The organism is Aquitalea denitrificans, from assembly GCF_009856625.1.
Classification (GTDB): Bacteria; Pseudomonadota; Gammaproteobacteria; order Burkholderiales; family Chromobacteriaceae; genus Aquitalea; species Aquitalea denitrificans.
On record NZ_CP047241.1, the window covers coordinates 3,588,013 to 3,607,862 of the forward strand.

Below are 19,850 nucleotides of genomic sequence, written 5' to 3' on the forward strand. Positions count from 1 at the left end.
TTGCGCCAAAAATTATGCCGGCTGATCCAGGCCAAATACCTTGTGTAGCACGCGTACGCCCAGCTCCAGGTATTTCTCGTCCACCAGTACCGATACCTTGATTTCGGAAGTGGAGATCATCTGGATGTTGATGCCCTCTTCAGCCAGGGTACGGAACATGGTGGAAGCCACGCCACAGTGCGAACGCATGCCCACGCCGACGATGGAGATCTTGGCCACTTTTTCGTCGGCGTCGATCTTGGCAGCGCCAATATGGGTTTGCACTTCGCGCAGGATGTCCATGGTGCGGTGGAATTCACCACGCGGCACGGTGAAGGAGAAGTCGGTGGTTCCGTTCTCGCCCACGTTCTGGATGATCATGTCGACTTCGATGTTGGCATCAGCAATCGGGCCCAGGATCTGGTAGGCGATACCCGGTTTGTCTGGCACGCCTTTCACATTGATGCGAGCTTCATTACGGTCAAATGCAATGCCTGCAACGACGGCCTTTTCCATGTTTTCATCTTCCTCGAACGTAATCAGCGTGCCTTCCCCTTCATCCTCGAAGCTGGACAGTACACGCAGACGTACCTTGTATTTCCCGGCGAACTCTACCGAACGGATCTGCAATACCTTGGAACCCAGCGACGCCATCTCGATCATCTCCTCGAAGGTGATGGTCTTGAGGCGACGGGCATCGGGCACCACGCGCGGGTCGGTGGTGTATACACCGTCCACGTCGGTATAGATCTGACATTCATCCGCTTTCAGCGCGGCAGCCAGTGCCACGGCGGAAGTGTCGGAACCACCACGACCCAGCGTGGTGATGTTGCCGTTTTCATCCACGCCCTGGAAGCCGGCCACGACCACTACCGAACCGGCAGCAAGGTCTGTCCGCATGGCGGCTTCGTCGATGGATTGAATGCGGGCCTTGTTGTGGGCGTCGTCGGTAGTGACGCGCACCTGCCAGCCACAGTAGCTCTTGGCATTAACGCCGGCGTCCTTGAGCGCCATGGCCAACAGGCCGATGGTGACTTGCTCGCCGGTGGAAATGATCACGTCCAGCTCGCGCGGGTCCGGATAAGCCTGGATCTCTTTGGCAAGGGCAATCAGTCGGTTGGTTTCGCCACTCATGGCAGATACCACTACCACGACATCATGTCCCTGCGCTTTCCATTTGGCGACACGGCGGGCCACGTTCTTGATGCGCTCCGGAGAGCCCATCGAGGTACCGCCGTACTTTTGTACGATGAGTGCCATGCTTGCTTCTTATATAGAAAGGTTGATATGTCGGACTTCGATTCTGACCCGATCTTTGCCACAAAAGCAAGGCCATTGTTCGACAATGCCCACCGCCCTTTGCGCAATGCAACAAATGGCGGGGCTTCAGTCACGATTGTTCAGGGCAAACGAAGCCGAAACGGATACTGATTCAATAGCATTCATGACGACGTCCGCAGCAGGCGTTGTGGATGCGTGTAGACATTCACCCGCCCCGGCCTGGCAAAGCCCAGCAGGGTAAGGCCGTACTGCTCGGCCATCTGCACCGCCAGTGCCGTTGGTGCCGATACTGCCACCAGTATTTCAATACCCACGGCTGCGGCTTTTTGCACCATTTCATAACTGGCACGGCTGGTAACCAGGGCTGCACCGCCCGTCCAGCCACAGCTCGCCCTGCAGCCAATCAGCTTGTCCAGTGCCACATGGCGGCCCACGTCTTCACAGACCTGCAGCAAATGGCCATCCAGACTCAACCAGGCCGCTGCATGGGTGCAGCCGGTGGCTTGGGACAATAGCTGCTGTACCGGCAACGCCTGCAAGGCCAGGTTCAGCGCTGGCAGACCCAAGCGAACTGTATCGGGCAAGGAATCCAGTGGACGGAAGACTTCGGCCAGTTGCTCGACACCGCACAGGCCACACCCAGTACGACCGGCCAGTTGGCGTCGGCGCTCCTTGAGTGCAGTAAAGCAGGCACTGGCCAGTTCCACATGTACCTCAATGCCGCTGGTGGCCTCGCGCAATTCGATGTCGTAGATGTCAGCCAGGCTACGGGCAATGCCCTCTGCCAGGGTAAAACCACGGGCGAATTCTTCCAGTTGCTGCGGGCTTGCCATCATCACTACGTGCGCTAACCCGTTGTAAACCAGGGCGACAGGTACTTCACAGGCAAGTAGGTCATCACAGGACTGCAGGGGTTGTTCATCCTGCCATTGCAGGCGCTGTACCGGAAGCTGCGAGGGGAAGACGGGGAACGGGGCGGCGCTCATCAGTTTGCATTTTCAATGGGTAAATTGGCATCGGCTATTTGAGCTTAGGCAAATAGCTGACGATAATGCATGCAGGCTACAACCGTCTGGTTGGTCAGGCCAGTCTTTCCTGTACGCTCACCCGCGCCCCGCCTGCTGGCAGGCCGGGGCAGGACATACGGAAAGCCTTTACTCCATTCCTAACAAGGAGCCCCTCCATGCAGGTCAATCGGCGACAGTTTTTCAAGCTGTGCGCTGGGGGTATGGCAGGTTCTACGATTGCAACACTGGGCCTCTTGCCGGAAAAGGCAATGGCGGATGTACGCAGCTACAAGCTGATGCGTGCCAGTGAAACCCGCAACACCTGTCCTTACTGCTCGGTAGGCTGTGGCATTCTCATGTACGGCCTGGGCGATGGCGCCAAGAACGCCAAGTCCGAAATTTTCCATATCGAAGGCGACCCGGATCACCCGGTCAACCGTGGCGCGCTCTGTCCCAAAGGTGCCGGTCTGGTGGATTTCATCCACAGCCCGAACCGCCTGAAACACCCGGAAGTGCGGGAAGCGGGCAGTAATGAATGGAAGCGCATCAGCTGGGATGAAGCGTTTGCACGCATCGCCAAGCACATCAAGCAGGACCGCGACGCCAATTTCATGGCCAAGAACGCGGATGGCGTGACGGTAAACCGCTGGCTGTCCACCGGTTTTCTGGCCGCTTCGGCCTCCAGCAATGAAGCTGGCTGGCTGACCCACAAATTTACCCGCAGCCTGGGCATGCTGGCTGTCGACAATCAGGCGCGTGTATGACACGGACCAACGGTGGCAAGTCTTGCCCCAACATTTGGTCGCGGTGCCATGACAAACCATTGGGTCGACATCAAGAACGCCAATCTGATCGTGGTGATGGGTGGCAATGCCGCCGAAGCACACCCGGTTGGCTTCCGCTGGGCCATTGAGGCCAAGACCCGCAACAAGGCCAAGCTGCTGGTCATCGACCCGCGCTTTACCCGTACTGCCTCGGTGGCAGACTTCTACGCGCCCATCCGCACCGGCACGGACATTACCCTGTTGTCCGGCGTGATCCGCTATTTGCTGGAAACCGGCAAATACAACAAGGAATACACGCTCGCCTACACCAATGCGGCACTGCTGGTACACCCGGACTTCACCTTTGAAGACGGCCTGTTCAGCGGCTATGACGCGGAAAAACGCAAATACGACAAATCCACCTGGGCCTACCAGCTGGATGAGAAGGGCATGGCCAAACGCGACGACACGCTGAGTGACCCGCGCTGTGTCATCAACCTGCTCAAACAGCATGTGTCGCGCTACACCGCCGACGTGGTGGCCAATATCTGCGGCACGCCCAAGGAAGCCTTCCAGGCCATTTGCGAGCATCTGGCAGAAACCAGCGCACCGGACAAGACCACCTCCTTCCTGTATGCACTGGGCTGGACCCAGCATTCCATTGGTGCGCAAAACATCCGTACCATGGCGATGATCCAGCTGTTGCTGGGCAATATGGGCATGGCTGGTGGCGGCATCAATGCGCTGCGTGGGCACTCCAATATCCAGGGTCTGACCGACCTCGGCCTGCTGTCCACCAGCCTGCCGGGTTACATGACCATGCCGTCGGAAAAAGAAGCAACGCTGGACAGTTATCTGGCCAAGTACACCAGCAAGCCGCTGGCAGACGGCCAGATGAACTACTGGCAGAACTACCCCAAGTTCTTTGTCTCCTTCATGAAGGCGATGTGGGGCGACAAGGCCACGGCGGACAACAACTGGGGCTATGACTGGCTGCCCAAGTGGGACAAGGGCTACGACGTGCTGCAGTACTTCGAGCTGATGCACCAGGGCAAGGTGAATGGCTACTTCTGCCAGGGCTTCAACCCGGTGGCGTCCTTCCCCAACAAGAACAAGATCGTGGCCTCGCTGTCGCGACTCAAGTTCCTGGTGATCATGGACCCGCTGGTGACGGAAACCTCCACCTTCTGGCAGAACCACGGTGAGCAGAACGACGTCGATCCGGCCAAGATCCAGACCGAAGTGTTCCGCCTGCCCACCACCTGTTTTGCCGAGGAAGACGGCTCCATCGTCAACTCCGGTCGCTGGCTGCAATGGCACTGGAAGGGAGCGGAAGGCCCCGGCGAAGCCATGACCGACCCGCAAATCCTGGCGGGTATCTTCCTGAAGATCAAGGCCATGTATGCCAAGGATGGCGGTGCCTTCCCGGATGCCATCAACAGCCTGGCCTGGGCTTATGGCGACCCGCACGAGCCCAAGCCGGAAGAGTTGGCCAAGGAGCTGAACGGCAAGGCGCTGGCTGATCTGCCCGATCCAAAAAACCCCGGCCAGTTCCTGGCGAAAAAGGGCGAGCTATTGCCTGGTTTCGCCCTGTTGCAGGCCGATGGCAGCACCGCCTCCGGTTGCTGGATTTTTGCCGGCAGCTGGACCCAGGCCGGCAACCAGATGGCACGCCGTGACAACAGCGACCCGTCCGGCCTTGGCAACACCCTGGGCTGGGCCTGGGCATGGCCGGCCAACCGCCGCATCCTGTACAACCGCGCCTCCTGCAAACCCGATGGCACGCCATGGGACAAGAAACGCACGCTGATCAAGTGGAATGGCGAAAAGTGGGTGGGCATCGACGTGCCGGACTTCAAGATCGACGAGCCGCCTGGCAGCCCCATGTCTCCCTTCATCATGCAGCCAGAAGGGCTGGGACGCTTGTTTGCGCTGGACAAGATGGCCGAAGGGCCGTTCCCGGAGCATTACGAACCGTTCGAGACGCCGCTGGGCACCAACCCGCTGCATCCCAAGGTGATTTCCAACCCGGCCGCCCGGCTGTTCAAGGACGACAAGGCGCAACTGGGTCAGCATCAGCAGTTCCCCTATGCGGCCACCACTTATCGCCTGACCGAGCACTTCCATTACTGGACCAAGCATGCACGGCTGAACGCCATCATGCAGCCGGAACAGTTTGTGGAAATCGGCGAGGAACTGGCCAGGGAAAAAGGCATTGCCCATGGCGATCTGGTGAAGGTGTCATCGCAGCGCGGCTATATCAAGGCCAAGGCGGTGGTGACCAAGCGCATCAAGGCACTGAAGGTGAACGGCCAGCTGGTCCACCATGTCGGCGTGCCCATCCACTGGGGCTTCGAGGGCCTCACCAAGAAAGGCTTTATCGCCAACACGCTGACACCGTTTGTCGGAGATGCCAATACCCAGACGCCGGAGTTCAAGTCCTTCCTCGTCAACGTTGAAAAAGCATAGGAGCGACCATGTCACTGCAATCGCAAGATATCCTGCGCCGCTCCGCCAGCCCCACCCAGCCGCCGATTGCGCGCGAGCACAAGGCGGAGGTGGCCAAGCTGATCGACGTGTCCACCTGCATTGGCTGCAAGGCCTGTCAGGTGGCCTGTTCGGAGTGGAATGACCTGCGCGACGAAATCGGCAGCAATGTCGGGGGGTACGACAACCCGGCCGACCTGTCCGCCGAAAGCTGGACGGTGATGCGCTACAGCGAAGTGGAGCAGAACGGCAAGCTGGAATGGCTGATCCGCAAGGACGGCTGCATGCACTGCGCCGACCCCGGCTGCCTGAAAGCCTGCCCCTCACCCGGTGCCATCATCCAGTACGCCAACGGCATCGTGGACTTCCAGTCCGAGCACTGCATCGGCTGCGGCTACTGCATTTCCGGCTGTCCCTTCAATGTGCCGCGCATCAACCAGAAGGATAACAAGGCCTACAAATGCACCTTGTGTTCCGACCGGGTAAGCGTGGGACAGGAGCCGGCCTGTGTGAAAACCTGTCCCACCGGTGCCATCCGCTTTGGCAGCAAGGAGGACATGAAGGAATACGCACAGGAACGGGTGGACGAGCTGAAAACCCGTGGTTATGCCAATGCCGGGCTGTACGATCCGCAAGGCGTGGGCGGCACCCATGTGATGTATGTGCTGCACCATGCCGATCAGCCCGAGCTGTACCACGGGCTGAAGAAGGACCCGCAGATCAGCCCGGTGGTCAGCCTGTGGAAGGGCATACTCAAGCCGCTGTCCACCATCGGCCTGGCCGCTTCGGTGCTGTTCGGCTTCTTCCACTACATCGGCGTCGGCCCCAACAAGGCCGAAGATGACGAAGAGGAGGACAAGGCATGAGCAAGGAAAAGCTGATCAAGCGCTACAGCGCGGCGGAACGCATCAACCACTGGATCGTAGCGCTGTGTTTCCTGTTGCTGGCCATCTCCGGCCTGGCCTTTTTCTACCCGGCCTTCTTCTGGCTCACCGGGGTATTCGGCACGCCGCAGCTGGCGCGCATCGTGCACCCATTCGTGGGCGTGATGATGTTTGTCGGCTTTGCCCGCCAGTTTTTCCGTTACTGGCATCACAATTTCATCGACCAGGAAGACATCAAGTGGATGAAATCGGTGAAATCGGTGCTGGCAGGCCATGAAGTCGGCGACATCGGCAAGTACAACGGCGGTCAGAAAGGCATGTTCTGGCTGATGACAGGCTGCCTGCTGGTATTGATTTGCACCGGCGTCATCATCTGGCGACCCTACTTTGCCTATTACTTCCCCATCGAGCTGATCCGCGTGGCCCTGCTGCTGCATGCCTGGAGTGCGCTGGCGCTGATTGCCGGCATCATCGTGCATGTGTACGCCGCCATCTGGGTGCGCGGCACCATCCGCGCCATGGTGGAGGGCGTAGTCACCCATGCCTGGGCCAAGAAGCATCACCCGCGCTGGTATCGCGAAATGACAGGAGACAAGCACAAACCATGAGCATACGCATTGTTCCGGTCGAGCAATTGGCCGAACGTCAGGCAGCCAGCCTGGACATCACCCCGCTGCTGCTGCCGCAGCCGGCCACGCTGTATCGTCAGCGCGCGGCGCGGCTGCAGCAGCTGGCGGCGGGGCATGTCATGGCCGATTACCTGCAACTGGCCAGCCGCATTGCCCAGGCACAACACCAGCTGGTGCACAGCCAACCGGTGTTGCTGCCCGAGCGGGAGGACTATTTCCAGCAGTGTGCCGAACACGGCCTGCCACCCCTGGGTGCCATGGCCTGGCAACGTGACGCACAGTGGCAGCAGGTGCTGCTTGCCCTGTGTGCACAGCTGGCGGACGGTGCCAGTCCGGTGCTGGCCGGCGTGCTCAACACGCTGGCTGACAGTCCTCCGGCACGGCTGGAAGCAGCAGCCCAGAAGCTGTTGTCGGGGGATCTGGCAGCGGTGGACAGTGCGCAAGCCCCCTTCATCTGGGCGGCCTTGTCGGTGTACTTCAGCCAGTTGGCCAGCCAGTTGAAGGTGGCTGCCGTGGCCGAACCGGGCGATGCGCGCCACCTGTGCCCGGTATGTGCCAGCGCCCCGGTGACCAGCATCGTGCATCAGGGCAATGAAGCCGGACTGCGCTACCTGCACTGCAGCCTGTGCGAAAGCGAGTGGCATCTGGTGCGCGCCAAGTGCAGCAACTGCGAGGCAACGCGCGACATCGGCTACTGGTCGCTGGAAAACGTCCATGCAGCCGTACGTGGCGAATCCTGTGGCGACTGCGGCAGCTATCTGAAAATCCTGTCGCTGGACAAGGACCAGCAGGCCGAAGCAGTGGCCGACGACCTGGCCAGCCTGGCGCTGGATGCCGCACTGGAGGAACAGGGATTTGCCCGCAGCGGACTCAATCCACTGCTGTTTCCCGGCTAACCCTCCCCCTGCCCGCACACTCAACCGGCCTACTGGCCGGTTTTTTATTACCTGCGCCCTGCTGGAATACGGTGCTAGCCGTTTGCATTCAATCCGGTCAGCAACTAGAAAACAAGAACAACAAGCAGATGTTGTGATGACAAAAAACGGCTGCCAAGGCCGGATAAATCACCGTCAGGCCGCAATCCGGCTGGTGCAGTGACAAACCTGCACATGGGCGGCAAGCACGACGAGGGGAAGGGCATGAGCAAGACCATACTGATTGTCGACGATTCGACCAGCCTGCGTCTGGTGGTAAAGATGACGCTGGAAGGTGCCGGACATCATGTCATCCAGGCCGCTGATGGCCAGCAGGCCATGGCCATGCTGGATGGCCGTCAGATCGACCTGGTTCTCACCGACCTCAACATGCCCGTGCTCGGCGGTTTCGGCCTGCTGGACAGCATCCGCCAGCACCCTGTCTACGGACATACCCCCGTCGTCATCCTGACCACACAGGATGCGTCACACCTGCAGCAACTGGGACAGCAAAAAGGCGGCTGCAGCTGGATCGTCAAGCCATTCGAACCCACTCACCTGCTGGCTGTCGTTGCCCGGCTCACCCAGGGCTGAGGTTTTATGCCGTATCTGCTCACTCTGACAGCCGAACAGACCATCTACCAGGCCCCGGCACTACAGCAACAACTGGCCGAGGCGCTGCGCCAGCATCCGGACCTGCTACTCGATCTGTCCCAAGTCAGCGAAATAGACTGTGCCGGCGTACAGGTACTGCTATGGCTGCAAGCCGTAATGGAAAAACAGGGCCACAGCCTGCGACTGTGTCAGCCCAGCCAGGCAGTCAGCAACTTCCTCCGGCTGATGGGTTTTACTCAGTTGCAAGCCTGTATGGAGGGCAACGATGAATCTTGAACAGGCCATGCAATCCTTCCTGCAGGAATCTGCAGAACTGCTGGAGGAAATGGAAAGCATTCTGCTGGATGCCGAAGCGGACAGTATCACCGCCGAGCAGCTAGGGGCTCTGTTTCGCTGCATGCACACCATCAAGGGCTCAGCCGGACTGTTCGGGCTGGAAGACATCGTCCACTTCAGCCATCAGGCAGAAAACCTGCTGGATCAGTTACGTGATGGCAAGCTGCAACTGGATGCAGAACTGAGCGGCCTGCTGCTGCGCAGCCACGACCATGTCAAGGCACAGCTGGCTGCCGTGGAAGCAGGCCAGCCCCTGCCAGACGGCGAGGAGACCGCCATCCTTGCCGAGATTGCCCTGCGCCTGCAAGCGGACACCGCCTCAAGCCCGCAACCGGCTACCGCCGAAACAGCCGAGCAAGCGCCGCCTGGCGACTGGCTGCTGACCCTGCGCTTTGGCCCGGATGTGCTGCGTAATGGCATGGACCCGGCATCCTTCATCCGCTATCTGGCCACGCTGGGAGAAATCCGCAGCATTGCCAGTTACAGCTGCAATTTGCCCGCCGACGACAGCTTTGACCCCGAGTGTAATTACCTGCGGCTGGAACTGCAGTTTTGCGGTGCCGTGGATGCGGAACAACTGGACAGCGTATTCGCCTTTGCCAGCGAGGGCAGCCAGTTCATCATCAGCCCGCGAGCACAACTGGAACAACATCTGCAGCAGGTATTGCAACTGGGAGATGCAGCCGAGCGGCAACGCGCCAGCCAGCTATGGCAGCAATGGGGGCGATGGCCACAGCAGGCGGCAGCCATGCCAGATCCACCGGATCTGACCGCCCCTACGACACCGCTGCTTGTCACACCGGCAGATGGCGAGGGAAAAGCCACCCGGCAGGGCGAAAGCCGCTTCATCAAGGTGGAGGCCGGCAAGCTGGATAGCCTGATCAACCTGGTTGGCGAACTGGTGATTGCCGGGGCTGCCACCAGCCTGTTGGCCCGCAGCCATGGCAACGGCCCGCTACTGGAATCCACCGCCATCCTGTCGGGCCTGATCGAGCAGATTCGCGGCCAGACCCTGGCAATGCGCATGGTTCCCATCGGAGAAACCTTCAGCCGCTTTGGCCGCGTGGTACACGATGTCAGCCATGCCCTGGGCAAGGAAATCCGCCTGCAAATCAGCGGTGCCGACACCGAACTGGACAAATCGATGGTGGATAAGCTGGCAGACCCGCTCACCCACCTGGTGCGCAATGCCATTGATCACGGTATCGAGGACGTGGCACAGCGCCGCGTAGCCGGCAAGCCGGATGCAGGTCGGGTCTGGCTGGATGCCTATCACGAATCCGGCAGCGTCGTGATAGAAGTAGCCGATGATGGCGGCGGGCTGAGCAAGCAGCGCATTCTGGCCAAGGCCAGGCAACGTGGCATTCTTGCCGGCGATAACCCGCCGACTGAGCAGGACGTGTTCCGGCTGATATTCGAAGCAGGCTTCTCCACCGCAGCACAGGTCAGCAACCTGTCTGGCCGTGGTGTCGGGCTGGATGTGGTGAAAAAAAATATCGAGCAACTGCGGGGCACGGTAGAAGTGGAAAGCGAAGAAGGCCTGGGCACGACCTTCCGGCTGCGCTTGCCACTGACGCTTGCCATCATCGATGGCTTTCTGGTGACGGTGGGCAGCGCCACTTTTGTCCTGCCGCTGGACACCGTGGTGGAATGCCTGGCCTTGCCCGAGACTCAGGAAGCCAGTAGCGCAATCGGTCGCTTCAGCCTGCGCGGCGAGGTGCTGCCCTTGCTTGAGCTGCGGCGCTTTCTGGAACTGGATGGCCAGCCCGGCCCGCGCCGGAACGTGGTGATCATCCAGACCGGTGACTGCAAGGTCGGCCTGGTGGTGGATGCGCTGAACGGCGAGTTCCAGACTGTCATCAAACCCTTGAGCCCGCTGTTCCGCCACCTCAAGGCCATTAGCGGCTCCACCATTCTGGGCAATGGCGAAGTCGCCCTCATCCTGGATGTGCTGGCACTTACCCAGCACGCCCGCGCACAAGAACACATGCAATACCTGGCAGGCCAGGGAGCAGCCGTGACGCTGCCAGACAACTGGCCATACCATGACAACAGGCAACCGGGGAAACCAATATGAAAGATTCTGCACCCATGAGCATCACCATGCGGCTGAGCCTGGGCTTTGGCAGCATATTGCTGCTCTTGTTGCTCTGCGTCAGCGTAGCCCTGTACAGCTTTGACAACACCGGCAGGATGCTGGATGACATGCGTATCAATGACCGAGATGCCACGCGTGTTTCCATCCTGATCGAGCAGGCTCAGGAGCTAAGAGTGATGTATCGCAACATCATCATTTATCCAGACCTGCACGCCATCAACATGGCCATCCAGAAATACAACGAAGGCCACCAACGCTATCTGGACGGCGAGCAAGCGATGATGCGCGACATGTTGGCCGAGCCAGCCCTCACCCAGCATGAAAAAGATTTGCTGGGCCAACTGCGCAAAACCCGCCCACCGGCTTTAGCACTGATGGATAAATCGGTAGCCCAAGCGGCAATCAACGAAAAAGAGGCTGCCATCCGTATCATGCAACTAGAAGTCACACCGGCCATGGAACAGCTGATGGAAACCTTGCGCCAGTTGTACGACACCGAACTGCGACTGAACGAGCAGGCCCGCCAGCAGAACGAGCAGGATATCCAGAAGGCCTACCACACCATGCTGCTGCTATCTGCCAGCGCACTGCTGTTGGGCAGCCTGCTGGCCGGCCTGATCATCCGCTCGCTGCGACGGACCATAGGTGGTGAGCCACATGCCGTCGCACAGATCATGCAGCAACTGGCAGCCGGACATCTGAATGGCCAGCTGCCGCTGCGCAAGGGCGACAACAGCAGCATGATGCATTCGGTGGCACGCACGGTCAGCACCCTGACCGGCATCATGGTGGAAGTGAAAAACGGTGCCACCAACCTGGCCTCGGCCGCCCAGCAGCTGAATGCCACCTCGCAGTCACTATCCCAGTCGGCCAGCGAATCCGCTGCCGGCATCGAGGAAACCACCTCGGCGATCGAAGAGATGTCGGCGGCCATCAACCAGACCAATGACAATGCCCGCATTACCGAAGGCATAGCCGAGCAGGCGGCCCGCGAAGCGACCGAGGGCGGTGAAGCCGTGCGCCTGACCACCACCGCCATGCGCCAGATTGCCGATCGCATCGGCATCATCGATGACATTGCCTACCAAACCAATCTGCTGGCACTGAATGCCGCCATCGAAGCCGCGCGGGCCGGGGAGCATGGCAAGGGCTTCGCCGTGGTGGCTGCCGAAGTACGCAAACTGGCAGAACGCAGCCAGGTGGCTGCCCAGGAAATCAGCCAGGTGGCAACCGGCAGCGTGGGGCTGGCCGAACACGCCGGCAAACTGCTGGGAGAAATGGTGCGCTCCAGTGGCCGTACCGCAGATCTGGTACAGGAAATCGCCGCGGCATCCAGCGAGCAAGCCAGCGCTGTCAACCAGATCAGCAGTGCCGTGCAACAGCAGAACGGTAGCACCCAGCAAAACGCGTCGGTGAGTGAAGAGCTTGCTTCCACGGCAGAACAGATGACCAGTCAGGCGGAGAGCCTGCTGGCGCTGATGAACTACTTCTGCCTCAGCGATGGCCCATCCGGCATCCCATCCGCTCCGCATGAGCATCCGGCTCCGCAGACAGGCCAGTCTCCCCCGCTGCGACGTATCGGCGGCAATCATGCCGATGATTCCGACTTCATCCGCTACTAGGCAGAACCGCATGGGCACACATGCACACTGGCGCAAACAGGCTGATGCGCGACAGCCGGACCCGTCTGTCCCGGCGGCAGCGCAGCGGCAATACCTGCGCTTCAGAATCGGAGAGCGACAGATGGGCATCACGCTGGATGCCATCCGCGAACTGCTGGAATACCAGCCGCTGACCACCCTACCCCGCATGTCACCCCTGCTTGCCGGCGTACTTAACCTGCGTGGCAACGGAGTGCCAGTGCTCAACCTTGCCCATTGCCTGGGCTTGCCGGCCAGCCCGCAGCAACGCCGCAGCTGCATCATCATCCTGCAGCTGGCAACAGCAGCACCTGCCAGTGATATCGGCATTCTGGTCGACGAAGTACATGCGGTGGAAGATATTGCCAACGACGCCATCGAAGCGCCTCCGCAACTGGGCAAGCTGCTGCCGCCCGGCCTGCTGGCTGGCATGGTTCGCGAAGCACAGGGCTTTACCCTGCTGCTGGATGCCGGGCAATTGCTGACGCCTGATGTGCTGTCGCAGCTGTGCCAGACGGCGGCAACTGCAGTCGCTGCTGCGCCCGACAGCCCATTGCCGGGAGACAAGCATGACTGAGTCAGCCGGACAGTATCTGCGCTTCCAGCTGGGTGCGGAAACCTTTGCCTGCAACATCCTGCAGATCAGGGAAATCCTGGAATACCACCGCCCAACCACCGTGCCACAGATGCCGGCATTCGTGCATGGCGTAATGAACCTGCGTGGCAGCGTGGTGCCGGTCATCGATCTCGCACAGCGGCTGGGCCGCCCGGCCGGCAAGGTACTGCGCCGCAGCTGCATCGTCATCCTGCAGGCAGGCTCGCTGACACAGCCACAGCCGGTCGGTATGCTGGTCGATGCCGTACATGAAGTCATCAGCCTCAACAGCATCGACATCATGCCGCCACCGCCATTCGGCAATCAGCTGCGCACCGACTTCATTGCCGGTCTGGCCTGCCATGAGCACCATTGCCTGATGCTGTTGCAGATGGACAAGGTGATGTCGCTGGACGAAATGGCCGCACTGGCCAACCCTGCCGTGATGCAGATTCAGGCGGACAGCAGCAGTGTGTTGAACTAGATTGGGATTAGCAGCTACTTGCAACCATTTTGCCTGCCTGGTGCCTTTGCGCCGCAGCAATCCATAAAGACACCATGCATAGCGACGTACGCAAAGAGATTTTCCTGCACCCGGGTGAATGGAAATTCGCGGATCAGGAATACATCATCAGCACCTTGCTTGGGTCCTGTGTCTCCATCGTGATGTGGCATCCACAGCTGCTACAAGGGGGCATGTGTCATTACCTGCTGGCGCGGCGCAACGAAAGCAGCGACACCTTGTCCGGCCGCTACGGTGACGAGGCCATGCTGCTGTTGCTGCGAGCGGCGCTGGCTTGTGGCAGGCCGCTGCGGGAGTTTCAAGTCAAGCTGCTGGGCGGTGCCACGGTACTGTCGCACCGGGAGGGGGAGCGCAGCAGCAATGATGTGGCCGCCCGCAATGTCGAAATGGCGCGGCAACTGGCCCGACAGCTGGGACTGAATGTGCAGGCGGAGGATCTGGGTGGAAGCAGCCCCCGCATGGTGGTGTTTGACGTGCAATCCGGCGATGTCTGGGTGCGCCTGTCACAGGACGGTGACACGCAGGACAAGCTGTCGGCCAAAACAAGGAAAAAAGCATGAGCATCAAAGTCATGATCGTGGACGACTCCGCCGTGGTACGGCAGGTGCTGAGCGAAATCTTCAATGCCAGCAGCGGTATCGAGGTGATGGATGTGGCCACCGACCCCATTGTGGCCATGGAAAAAATGAAGCAGCAGTGGCCGGACGTGATCGTGCTGGATGTGGAAATGCCGCGCATGGACGGCATTACCTTCCTCAAACAGATCATGGCCAGCCGGCCCACGCCGGTGGTTATCTGCTCCTCGCTCACCCAGAAAGGGGCCGACATCAGCATGCAGGCCATGGCTGCCGGTGCTGTGGAAGTCATTGCCAAGCCGCATGCAGGCGTAAAACAGTTTCTGCAGGACAGCAACAACCTGCTGGTTCAGGCGGTAAAGGCCGCAGCGCTGGCCCGCATGAGCCGCATGCGCAGCCTGCCGCCCACTCCGCTGGAAACCCGCCCCAAGCTGTCGGCAGATGCCGTGCTGGCCGCACCGACAGGCCAGCAGATGTTCCAGACCACCGAACGCATCGTCACCATCGGCACCTCCACCGGTGGCACCCAAGCACTGGAAGCCATTCTGACCAAGCTGCCGCGCACCTGCCCGGGGCTGGCCATCGTGCAGCATATGCCAGAAAAATTCACCGCATCCTTTGCCGAACGCTTGGACCGGCTGTCGGAAATCGAAGTCAAGGAAGCCGCCAGTGGCGACCGCATCCTGCCGGGTCGGGCACTGATCGCCCCTGGCGGCAAGCACATGATGATCAAGCGCAGTGGTGCCTACTACCAAGTGGAAGTGGTGGACGGACCACTGGTCAGCCGCCACAAACCTTCGGTCGATGTGCTGTTCCGCTCCGCCGCCAAGTTTGCCGGGCGCAATGCACTGGGCATCATCATGACCGGCATGGGCGATGATGGTGCCAAGGGGCTGAAGGAAATGCACGATGCAGGAGCCAAGACCATCGCCCAGGATGAAGACAGCTGCGTGGTGTTCGGCATGCCCAAGGAAGCCATCAAGCTGGGGGCCGCTGACGAGGTAATGCCGCTGGACACCATTGCCAAGGCCATATGCCGCTGAAGGAGACCGACAGCATGCAGCTTGCCGACATGCAGGATGTGTTGATCGTGGAAGACAGCAACCTGCACCGACAACTGGCCAGCGAAATCTGCCAGCAACTGGGTTTTTCCAGTGTCAGGCACGCGGCCAACGGCGAGGAAGGCATGGCCATGGCACGTGAACGCCTGCCGGATCTGATGCTGCTCGACCTGGAAATGCCGCGCATGGACGGCGTGCAGGTGATGCAGCAACTGGCGGCGGAAAAGCTTGCCCCGTACATCGTGCTGACATCAGGCAAGGACTACATGCTCATTTCCACACTGGAGCTGATGGGGGCGGGTCTGGGTCTGCAGGTACTGGGCGGCCTGAAAAAACCGCTGAATAAAAACCAGCTGCTGGATTTGCTGCAGCGGCTATACCCCCAGGCAGGAAAAAACGGAGAAACCTGCCCGCTATACGACCCGGCCAACGTGCGTCAGGCGCTGGAGCTAGGCCAGATCATCCCTTACTACCAGCCCAAGACCGACCTTAAAACCGGCCACATCAAGGGGGCGGAAATGCTGGCGCGCTGGCAGCATCCGGAATGCGGGCTGATTGCCCCGGCCCGTTTCATTCCGGTGATTGAACAGAACGACTGGGCTACCGAACTGACACTCAGCATGCTGGAACAGGGTTTGAGCCAATGGCAGGAGTGGGCGCGCCACGGTCTGCGCCTGCCATTGTCCATCAATCTTTCGGCCCGCTCCCTACAGGGCAACAGCCTGATCACCGCCGTGGAAAGCCGGTTGCAACGCAGTCGGGTACCTGCCCGATACATTACTTTTGAGATTACCGAGACCGCCATTTCCGACAGCCTGACCGACGCCATCGGCATTGCCGCCCGCCTGCGGCTGGCCGGCATGGGGCTATCGATTGATGATTTTGGTACCGGCTTTGCCACTTTCCAGCAACTCACCCGATTTCCCTTCACCGAACTGAAAATCGACCAGTCACTAGTTACTTCGATTGCCGACAAGCCTCATCTGCAGGCCATCACCGACAGCATCATCGAACTTGGCACCCGCATGAAACTATGTACGGTAGCCGAAGGCATAGAAACACAACAGGACCTGGACATCATGCAACAACACGGTTGCCAACTGGGACAGGGTTATTTCATTGCCCGGCCGATGGACGCCAGCCAGTTTCTGCCCTGGGCCAAACAACACCAGCCCGGCTTCAACCCGACACCACGCGCCGTCAACTAAGATCTGTCAACGCTTTTGCCATGCAGCAAGCTGATTGAAGCCTAGGGCAGTCGCCACAACGGTGGCTCATCCATCAGGGCAATCTGCTCACGCAGCGAGAGAATCTGCTCCTCCCAGAAGCGCGGCTGCGCAAACCAGGGAAACGCCACCGGGAATGCCGGATCATCCCAGCGCCGCGCCAGCCAGGCTGCGTAATGCAGCAAGCGCAGTGTGCGCAGACCTTCCAGCAGATACAGCTCGCGCAGGTCGAAATCACAAAAGTCCTCGTAGCCGGCCAGCACGTCGGCTAACTGGGCCGACTGCTCATCACGCGTGCCAGACAGCAACATCCACAAATCCTGCATTGCCGGGCCCATGCGGCTATCGTCGAAATCGACAAAATGCGGACCATCATCAGTCCACAGCATATTGCCGTTGTGGCAATCGCCATGCAGCCGCAGCTGCCGTACCGCACCGGCACGTTCAAAGCAGCGCCGCACGCCATCCAGCGCCTGAGCGGCCACACCGCGATACACTTCGCGCAAATCAGCCGGCAGCACATTGCCGTCCAGCAGATAGGCAACCGACTCCTCTCCAAAGCTACGGATGTCCAGCGCGGGGCGGAACTGATACGGAAGGACCTGTCCCAGCGCGTGGATACGCCCCAGAAAACGGCCTATCCACTCCAGCGTGTTGCTGTCACCCAGCTCCGGTACCCGGCCACCACGACGGGCAAACAGGGCAAAGCGGAAACCCTGGTAGTGATGCAGGCTGGCATCGCCAAACAGCAAGGGCGGCACCACCGGGATTTCCCGCTCAGCCAGTTCCAGACTGAAAGCATGCTCTTCCAGAATCTGCGCATCGCTCCAGCGCGCCGGACGGTAAAACTTGGCTACCAGCGGTGGGCCGTCCTCCATGCCCAGTTGATAGACACGGTTTTCATAGCTGTTGAGTGCCAGCAGGCTGCCGGAGGCGCGTAGCCCCAGGCTTTCCACCGCATCCAGCAGGACGTCCGGCGTCAGGCCGGCAAATGGGGGCATGGATTGTTCAGTCATGGCGGCATTATACGTGCAGTTGAAACATCACTATCCATTGCTGTCTGCAGTCGGCTAGTATCCAGAATGAACCTACCCGCTTCGCAGGAGATTGCCATGCACACCAGCGACCCGCGCCCAGACAGCAAACTGCTGTCCCTGCCGGCTGATATTGCCGAAGCCACCTGGAACGGCTGGCAATGCATTGCCCACACCTTGCACCGCCAGCGTTGCGAATCCGCCAGCGACCGGCGCAGCCAGCTACTGCACCTGCTGGGCTGGCTGGCCGGCAATCTGCTGCTGGTGGGCCTGCTCTACCTGCTCTATCGTTATTCCCGCTTCTGAAAACACATGTCATGCCGCTGAAAAACCTGTATGCCCGCCTGCCCTCGGTAGACCGGCTGCTCAACCATCCGCTGCTGGAAAAAGTGCTGGATCGCCACGGCAATGCCGCACTGGCCGAAGCCGTGCGCCAGACCCTGGACGAAGCCCGCCAGCACATCCGCAGCAACAACAGCCTGCCGCGCTGGGCAGAAGACGAACACCAATTGGCCGAGCAAGCCAGCCAGCGCGTCTGCACCCGTCAGCAGGTGCAGATCCGCCCGGTATTCAACCTCAGCGGCACGGTGCTGCATACCAATCTGGGGCGTGCGCCGATGGCGGAAGAAGCGGTCGAAGCGGTCAGCCGCGCCATGCGCGAGGCCGTGACACTGGAATACGATCTGGATGGTGCCGGTCGTGGCCATCGCGATACCGCCATCAGCGAATTGCTGCAGGAGCTGACCGGGGCGGAAGCCGCCTGCGTGGTCAACAACAATGCCGCAGCGGTGCTGATTCTGCTGTCCACCGTGGCGGCAGGCCGCGAAGTGGTGGTGTCACGTGGTGAACTGGTGGAAATCGGCGGGGCTTTCCGCATGCCGGACGTCATGCGCCAGGCTGGCTGCCAACTGGTAGAGGTGGGTGCCACCAACCGCACCCACTTGCGCGACTACCGCCAGGCCATCGGCCCGGAAACCGGCATGCTGATGAAAGTGCACACCAGCAATTACCATATAGAAGGCTTTACCCACAGCGTCAGCGAGGCCGAACTGGCCGCACTGGCGCATGAACACGGCCTGCCGGCGGCCACCGATCTGGGCTCCGGTGCGCTGATCGATCTGTCGGCCTATGGCCTGCCGGCGGAACCGATGCCACAGCAGATGATTGCCCAGGGGGTGGATCTGGTCAGCTTTTCCGGCGACAAGTTGCTGGGCGGCCCGCAGGCCGGGCTGATCATCGGCAAGAAAAGCTGGATAGACAAAATCCAGCAACACCCACTCAAGCGCGCACTGCGCTGCGACAAGATGACACTGGCCGCACTGGAAGCCACCTTGCGGCTTTATCTGCAGCCAGACCGGCTGGCACGCCAGCTACCCACACTGCGCCGCCTGGTGCGCCCGCAGGCCGATATGCAACAGCAGGCCCAGCGCTTGCTGCCGCTGCTGCGTGATTTTGCCGGCAGTGATTTCGACACCACAGAGCAGGCCTGCCTGTCACAGATTGGCAGCGGCTCGCTGCCGGTAGACCGCCTGCCCGGCTGGGCCATTACCTTCAGCCCGCACGATGGCCGTGGCAGCACGCTGGAAGCGCTGGCTACCCGACTGCGCAACCTGCCCTCCCCGGTGATTGGCCGCCTGTACGATGGCAAGCTGTGGCTGGATTTGCGCTGTCTGGAAGACGAAGCCACTTTTCTGGCGAATCTTGGCCTGACAGTGCAGAGCGCAAACCCCGGCTAGCCGTGCCAGCGGCTCCAACCAAGAATCAGCACCAAGGCCGCCACGCCCCAGCACAGGGTGGCGGCAGCCAGCGCCCAGGGTAGGCGCAAACGGTCCAGCAGGCAATACAGGCTGAACAGGTAGATGAAATAAGGCAGCAGTGACCACATGCCAAACAGCACCGTGGTCTTGAGCGCCAGCGCGCCGCGTTCGCTGCCGACAATGTAGTGGGCAATCAGCGCAAACGTGGGAAACAGCGGCACCAGGCCGGCGATGTAGTAATTGCGCGAGCGCGACAGCAGGCTGATCAGCACCACCGCCAGTGCGCCGAGCAGGGACTTGAGCAACAGGGCCAAGGGGATTCCGCAACAGGATGGATAACAGGCGCTATTCTGACATGATCAGCCGCCAACACCGGCGAAATGCAGATCATTCTTATTATTGTTTTTATTTACCGCAAAATAAAATCCAATTAATAAAAACTTAA

The 19,850-nt window shown here is 60.3% G+C and carries 19 protein-coding genes; 15 read left to right on the top strand and 4 right to left on the bottom strand.

From position 1 onward, the window contains the following. Positions 1-12: 12 nt before the first annotated feature. Entirely contained in the window at positions 13-1,239 is a 1,227-nt protein-coding gene (locus tag GSR16_RS16465; RefSeq protein ID WP_159879270.1) for an aspartate kinase, read from the bottom strand. Positions 1,240-1,421: 182 nt separating this feature from the next. After that, the gene (gene fdhD, locus GSR16_RS16470) at positions 1,422-2,246 is read right to left on the bottom strand and encodes a formate dehydrogenase accessory sulfurtransferase FdhD (RefSeq protein WP_159879272.1); all 825 of its coding nucleotides are present in this window, start codon (positions 2,244-2,246) and stop codon (positions 1,422-1,424) included. 197 nt (positions 2,247-2,443) lie between these two features. Here fdhD and fdnG point away from each other — a divergent pair, with 197 nt between their 5' ends. The 13 genes from fdnG to GSR16_RS16535 all read left to right on the top strand — a co-directional run bounded on the left by fdnG (position 2,444) and on the right by GSR16_RS16535 (position 16,596). Beyond that, positions 2,444-5,500, top strand: coding sequence for a formate dehydrogenase-N subunit alpha (gene fdnG, locus GSR16_RS16475; protein ID WP_159879274.1), 3,057 nt, complete (start codon positions 2,444-2,446; stop codon positions 5,498-5,500). 8 nt (positions 5,501-5,508) lie between these two features. Then, on the top strand, positions 5,509-6,384 hold the full coding sequence (gene fdxH / locus GSR16_RS16480) for a formate dehydrogenase subunit beta (RefSeq protein WP_159879276.1): 876 nt from the start codon (positions 5,509-5,511) through the stop codon (positions 6,382-6,384). Beyond that, entirely contained in the window at positions 6,381-7,010 is a 630-nt protein-coding gene (locus tag GSR16_RS16485) for a formate dehydrogenase subunit gamma (RefSeq protein WP_159879278.1), read from the top strand. The genes fdxH and GSR16_RS16485 overlap by 4 nt, the downstream gene beginning before the upstream one ends. Continuing rightward, positions 7,007-7,927: a formate dehydrogenase accessory protein FdhE gene (fdhE, locus tag GSR16_RS16490; protein WP_159879280.1), complete on the top strand. Its 921-nt coding sequence runs from the start codon at positions 7,007-7,009 to the stop codon at positions 7,925-7,927. Before GSR16_RS16485 ends, fdhE begins: the two co-directional genes overlap by 4 nt. Positions 7,928-8,170: 243 nt before the next feature. Continuing rightward, complete coding sequence (locus GSR16_RS16495; RefSeq protein WP_159879282.1) at positions 8,171-8,539, top strand: response regulator; 369 nt, start codon at positions 8,171-8,173, stop codon at positions 8,537-8,539. Between the two features lie 6 nt (positions 8,540-8,545). Further along, positions 8,546-8,836 carry an STAS domain-containing protein gene (locus GSR16_RS16500; RefSeq protein ID WP_159879284.1) on the top strand — a complete coding sequence of 97 codons (291 nt, stop codon included), beginning with the start codon at positions 8,546-8,548 and terminating at the stop codon, positions 8,834-8,836. Then, entirely contained in the window at positions 8,826-10,973 is a 2,148-nt protein-coding gene (locus GSR16_RS16505; RefSeq protein WP_159879286.1) for a chemotaxis protein CheA, read from the top strand. Before GSR16_RS16500 ends, GSR16_RS16505 begins: the two co-directional genes overlap by 11 nt. Beyond that, positions 10,970-12,616, top strand: coding sequence for a methyl-accepting chemotaxis protein (locus GSR16_RS21365; protein ID WP_159879288.1), 1,647 nt, complete (start codon positions 10,970-10,972; stop codon positions 12,614-12,616). Before GSR16_RS16505 ends, GSR16_RS21365 begins: the two co-directional genes overlap by 4 nt. Before the next feature lie 10 nt (positions 12,617-12,626). Beyond that, entirely contained in the window at positions 12,627-13,211 is a 585-nt protein-coding gene (locus tag GSR16_RS16515; RefSeq protein ID WP_159879290.1) for a chemotaxis protein CheW, read from the top strand. Next, positions 13,204-13,713 (top strand): chemotaxis protein CheW, encoded by a 510-nt coding sequence (locus GSR16_RS16520; protein ID WP_205677451.1) that lies wholly within the window; start codon positions 13,204-13,206, stop codon positions 13,711-13,713. The genes GSR16_RS16515 and GSR16_RS16520 overlap by 8 nt, the downstream gene beginning before the upstream one ends. 74 nt (positions 13,714-13,787) lie before the next feature. Further along, positions 13,788-14,312, top strand: a complete 525-nt coding sequence (locus GSR16_RS16525) for a chemotaxis protein CheD (RefSeq protein WP_159879294.1) — start codon at positions 13,788-13,790, stop codon at positions 14,310-14,312. Further along, the gene (locus GSR16_RS16530) at positions 14,309-15,370 is read left to right on the top strand and encodes a protein-glutamate methylesterase/protein-glutamine glutaminase (protein WP_159879296.1); all 1,062 of its coding nucleotides are present in this window, start codon (positions 14,309-14,311) and stop codon (positions 15,368-15,370) included. The genes GSR16_RS16525 and GSR16_RS16530 overlap by 4 nt, the downstream gene beginning before the upstream one ends. Positions 15,371-15,384: 14 nt before the next feature. Further along, positions 15,385-16,596, top strand: coding sequence for an EAL domain-containing response regulator (locus tag GSR16_RS16535; RefSeq protein ID WP_159879298.1), 1,212 nt, complete (start codon positions 15,385-15,387; stop codon positions 16,594-16,596). Positions 16,597-16,637: 41 nt separating this feature from the next. Here GSR16_RS16535 and GSR16_RS16540 read toward each other — a convergent pair whose 3' ends face one another. Continuing rightward, positions 16,638-17,630: a serine/threonine protein kinase gene (locus tag GSR16_RS16540; RefSeq protein ID WP_159879300.1), complete on the bottom strand. Its 993-nt coding sequence runs from the start codon at positions 17,628-17,630 to the stop codon at positions 16,638-16,640. Between the two features lie 96 nt (positions 17,631-17,726). On the opposite strand from GSR16_RS16540, the gene GSR16_RS16545 reads away from it, so the two are divergent. Both GSR16_RS16545 and selA read left to right on the top strand, forming a co-directional pair. Beyond that, positions 17,727-17,954, top strand: a complete 228-nt coding sequence (locus GSR16_RS16545) for a hypothetical protein (protein ID WP_159879302.1) — start codon at positions 17,727-17,729, stop codon at positions 17,952-17,954. 11 nt (positions 17,955-17,965) lie between these two features. Next, positions 17,966-19,384 carry an L-seryl-tRNA(Sec) selenium transferase gene (selA, locus tag GSR16_RS16550; RefSeq protein ID WP_159879304.1) on the top strand — a complete coding sequence of 473 codons (1,419 nt, stop codon included), beginning with the start codon at positions 17,966-17,968 and terminating at the stop codon, positions 19,382-19,384. Here the strand turns inward: selA and GSR16_RS16555 are convergent. Next, on the bottom strand, positions 19,381-19,719 hold the full coding sequence (locus GSR16_RS16555) for a GlpM family protein (protein ID WP_159879306.1): 339 nt from the start codon (positions 19,717-19,719) through the stop codon (positions 19,381-19,383). The two genes, selA and GSR16_RS16555, sit on opposite strands and share 4 nt — an antisense overlap. Positions 19,720-19,850 lie beyond the last annotated feature (131 nt).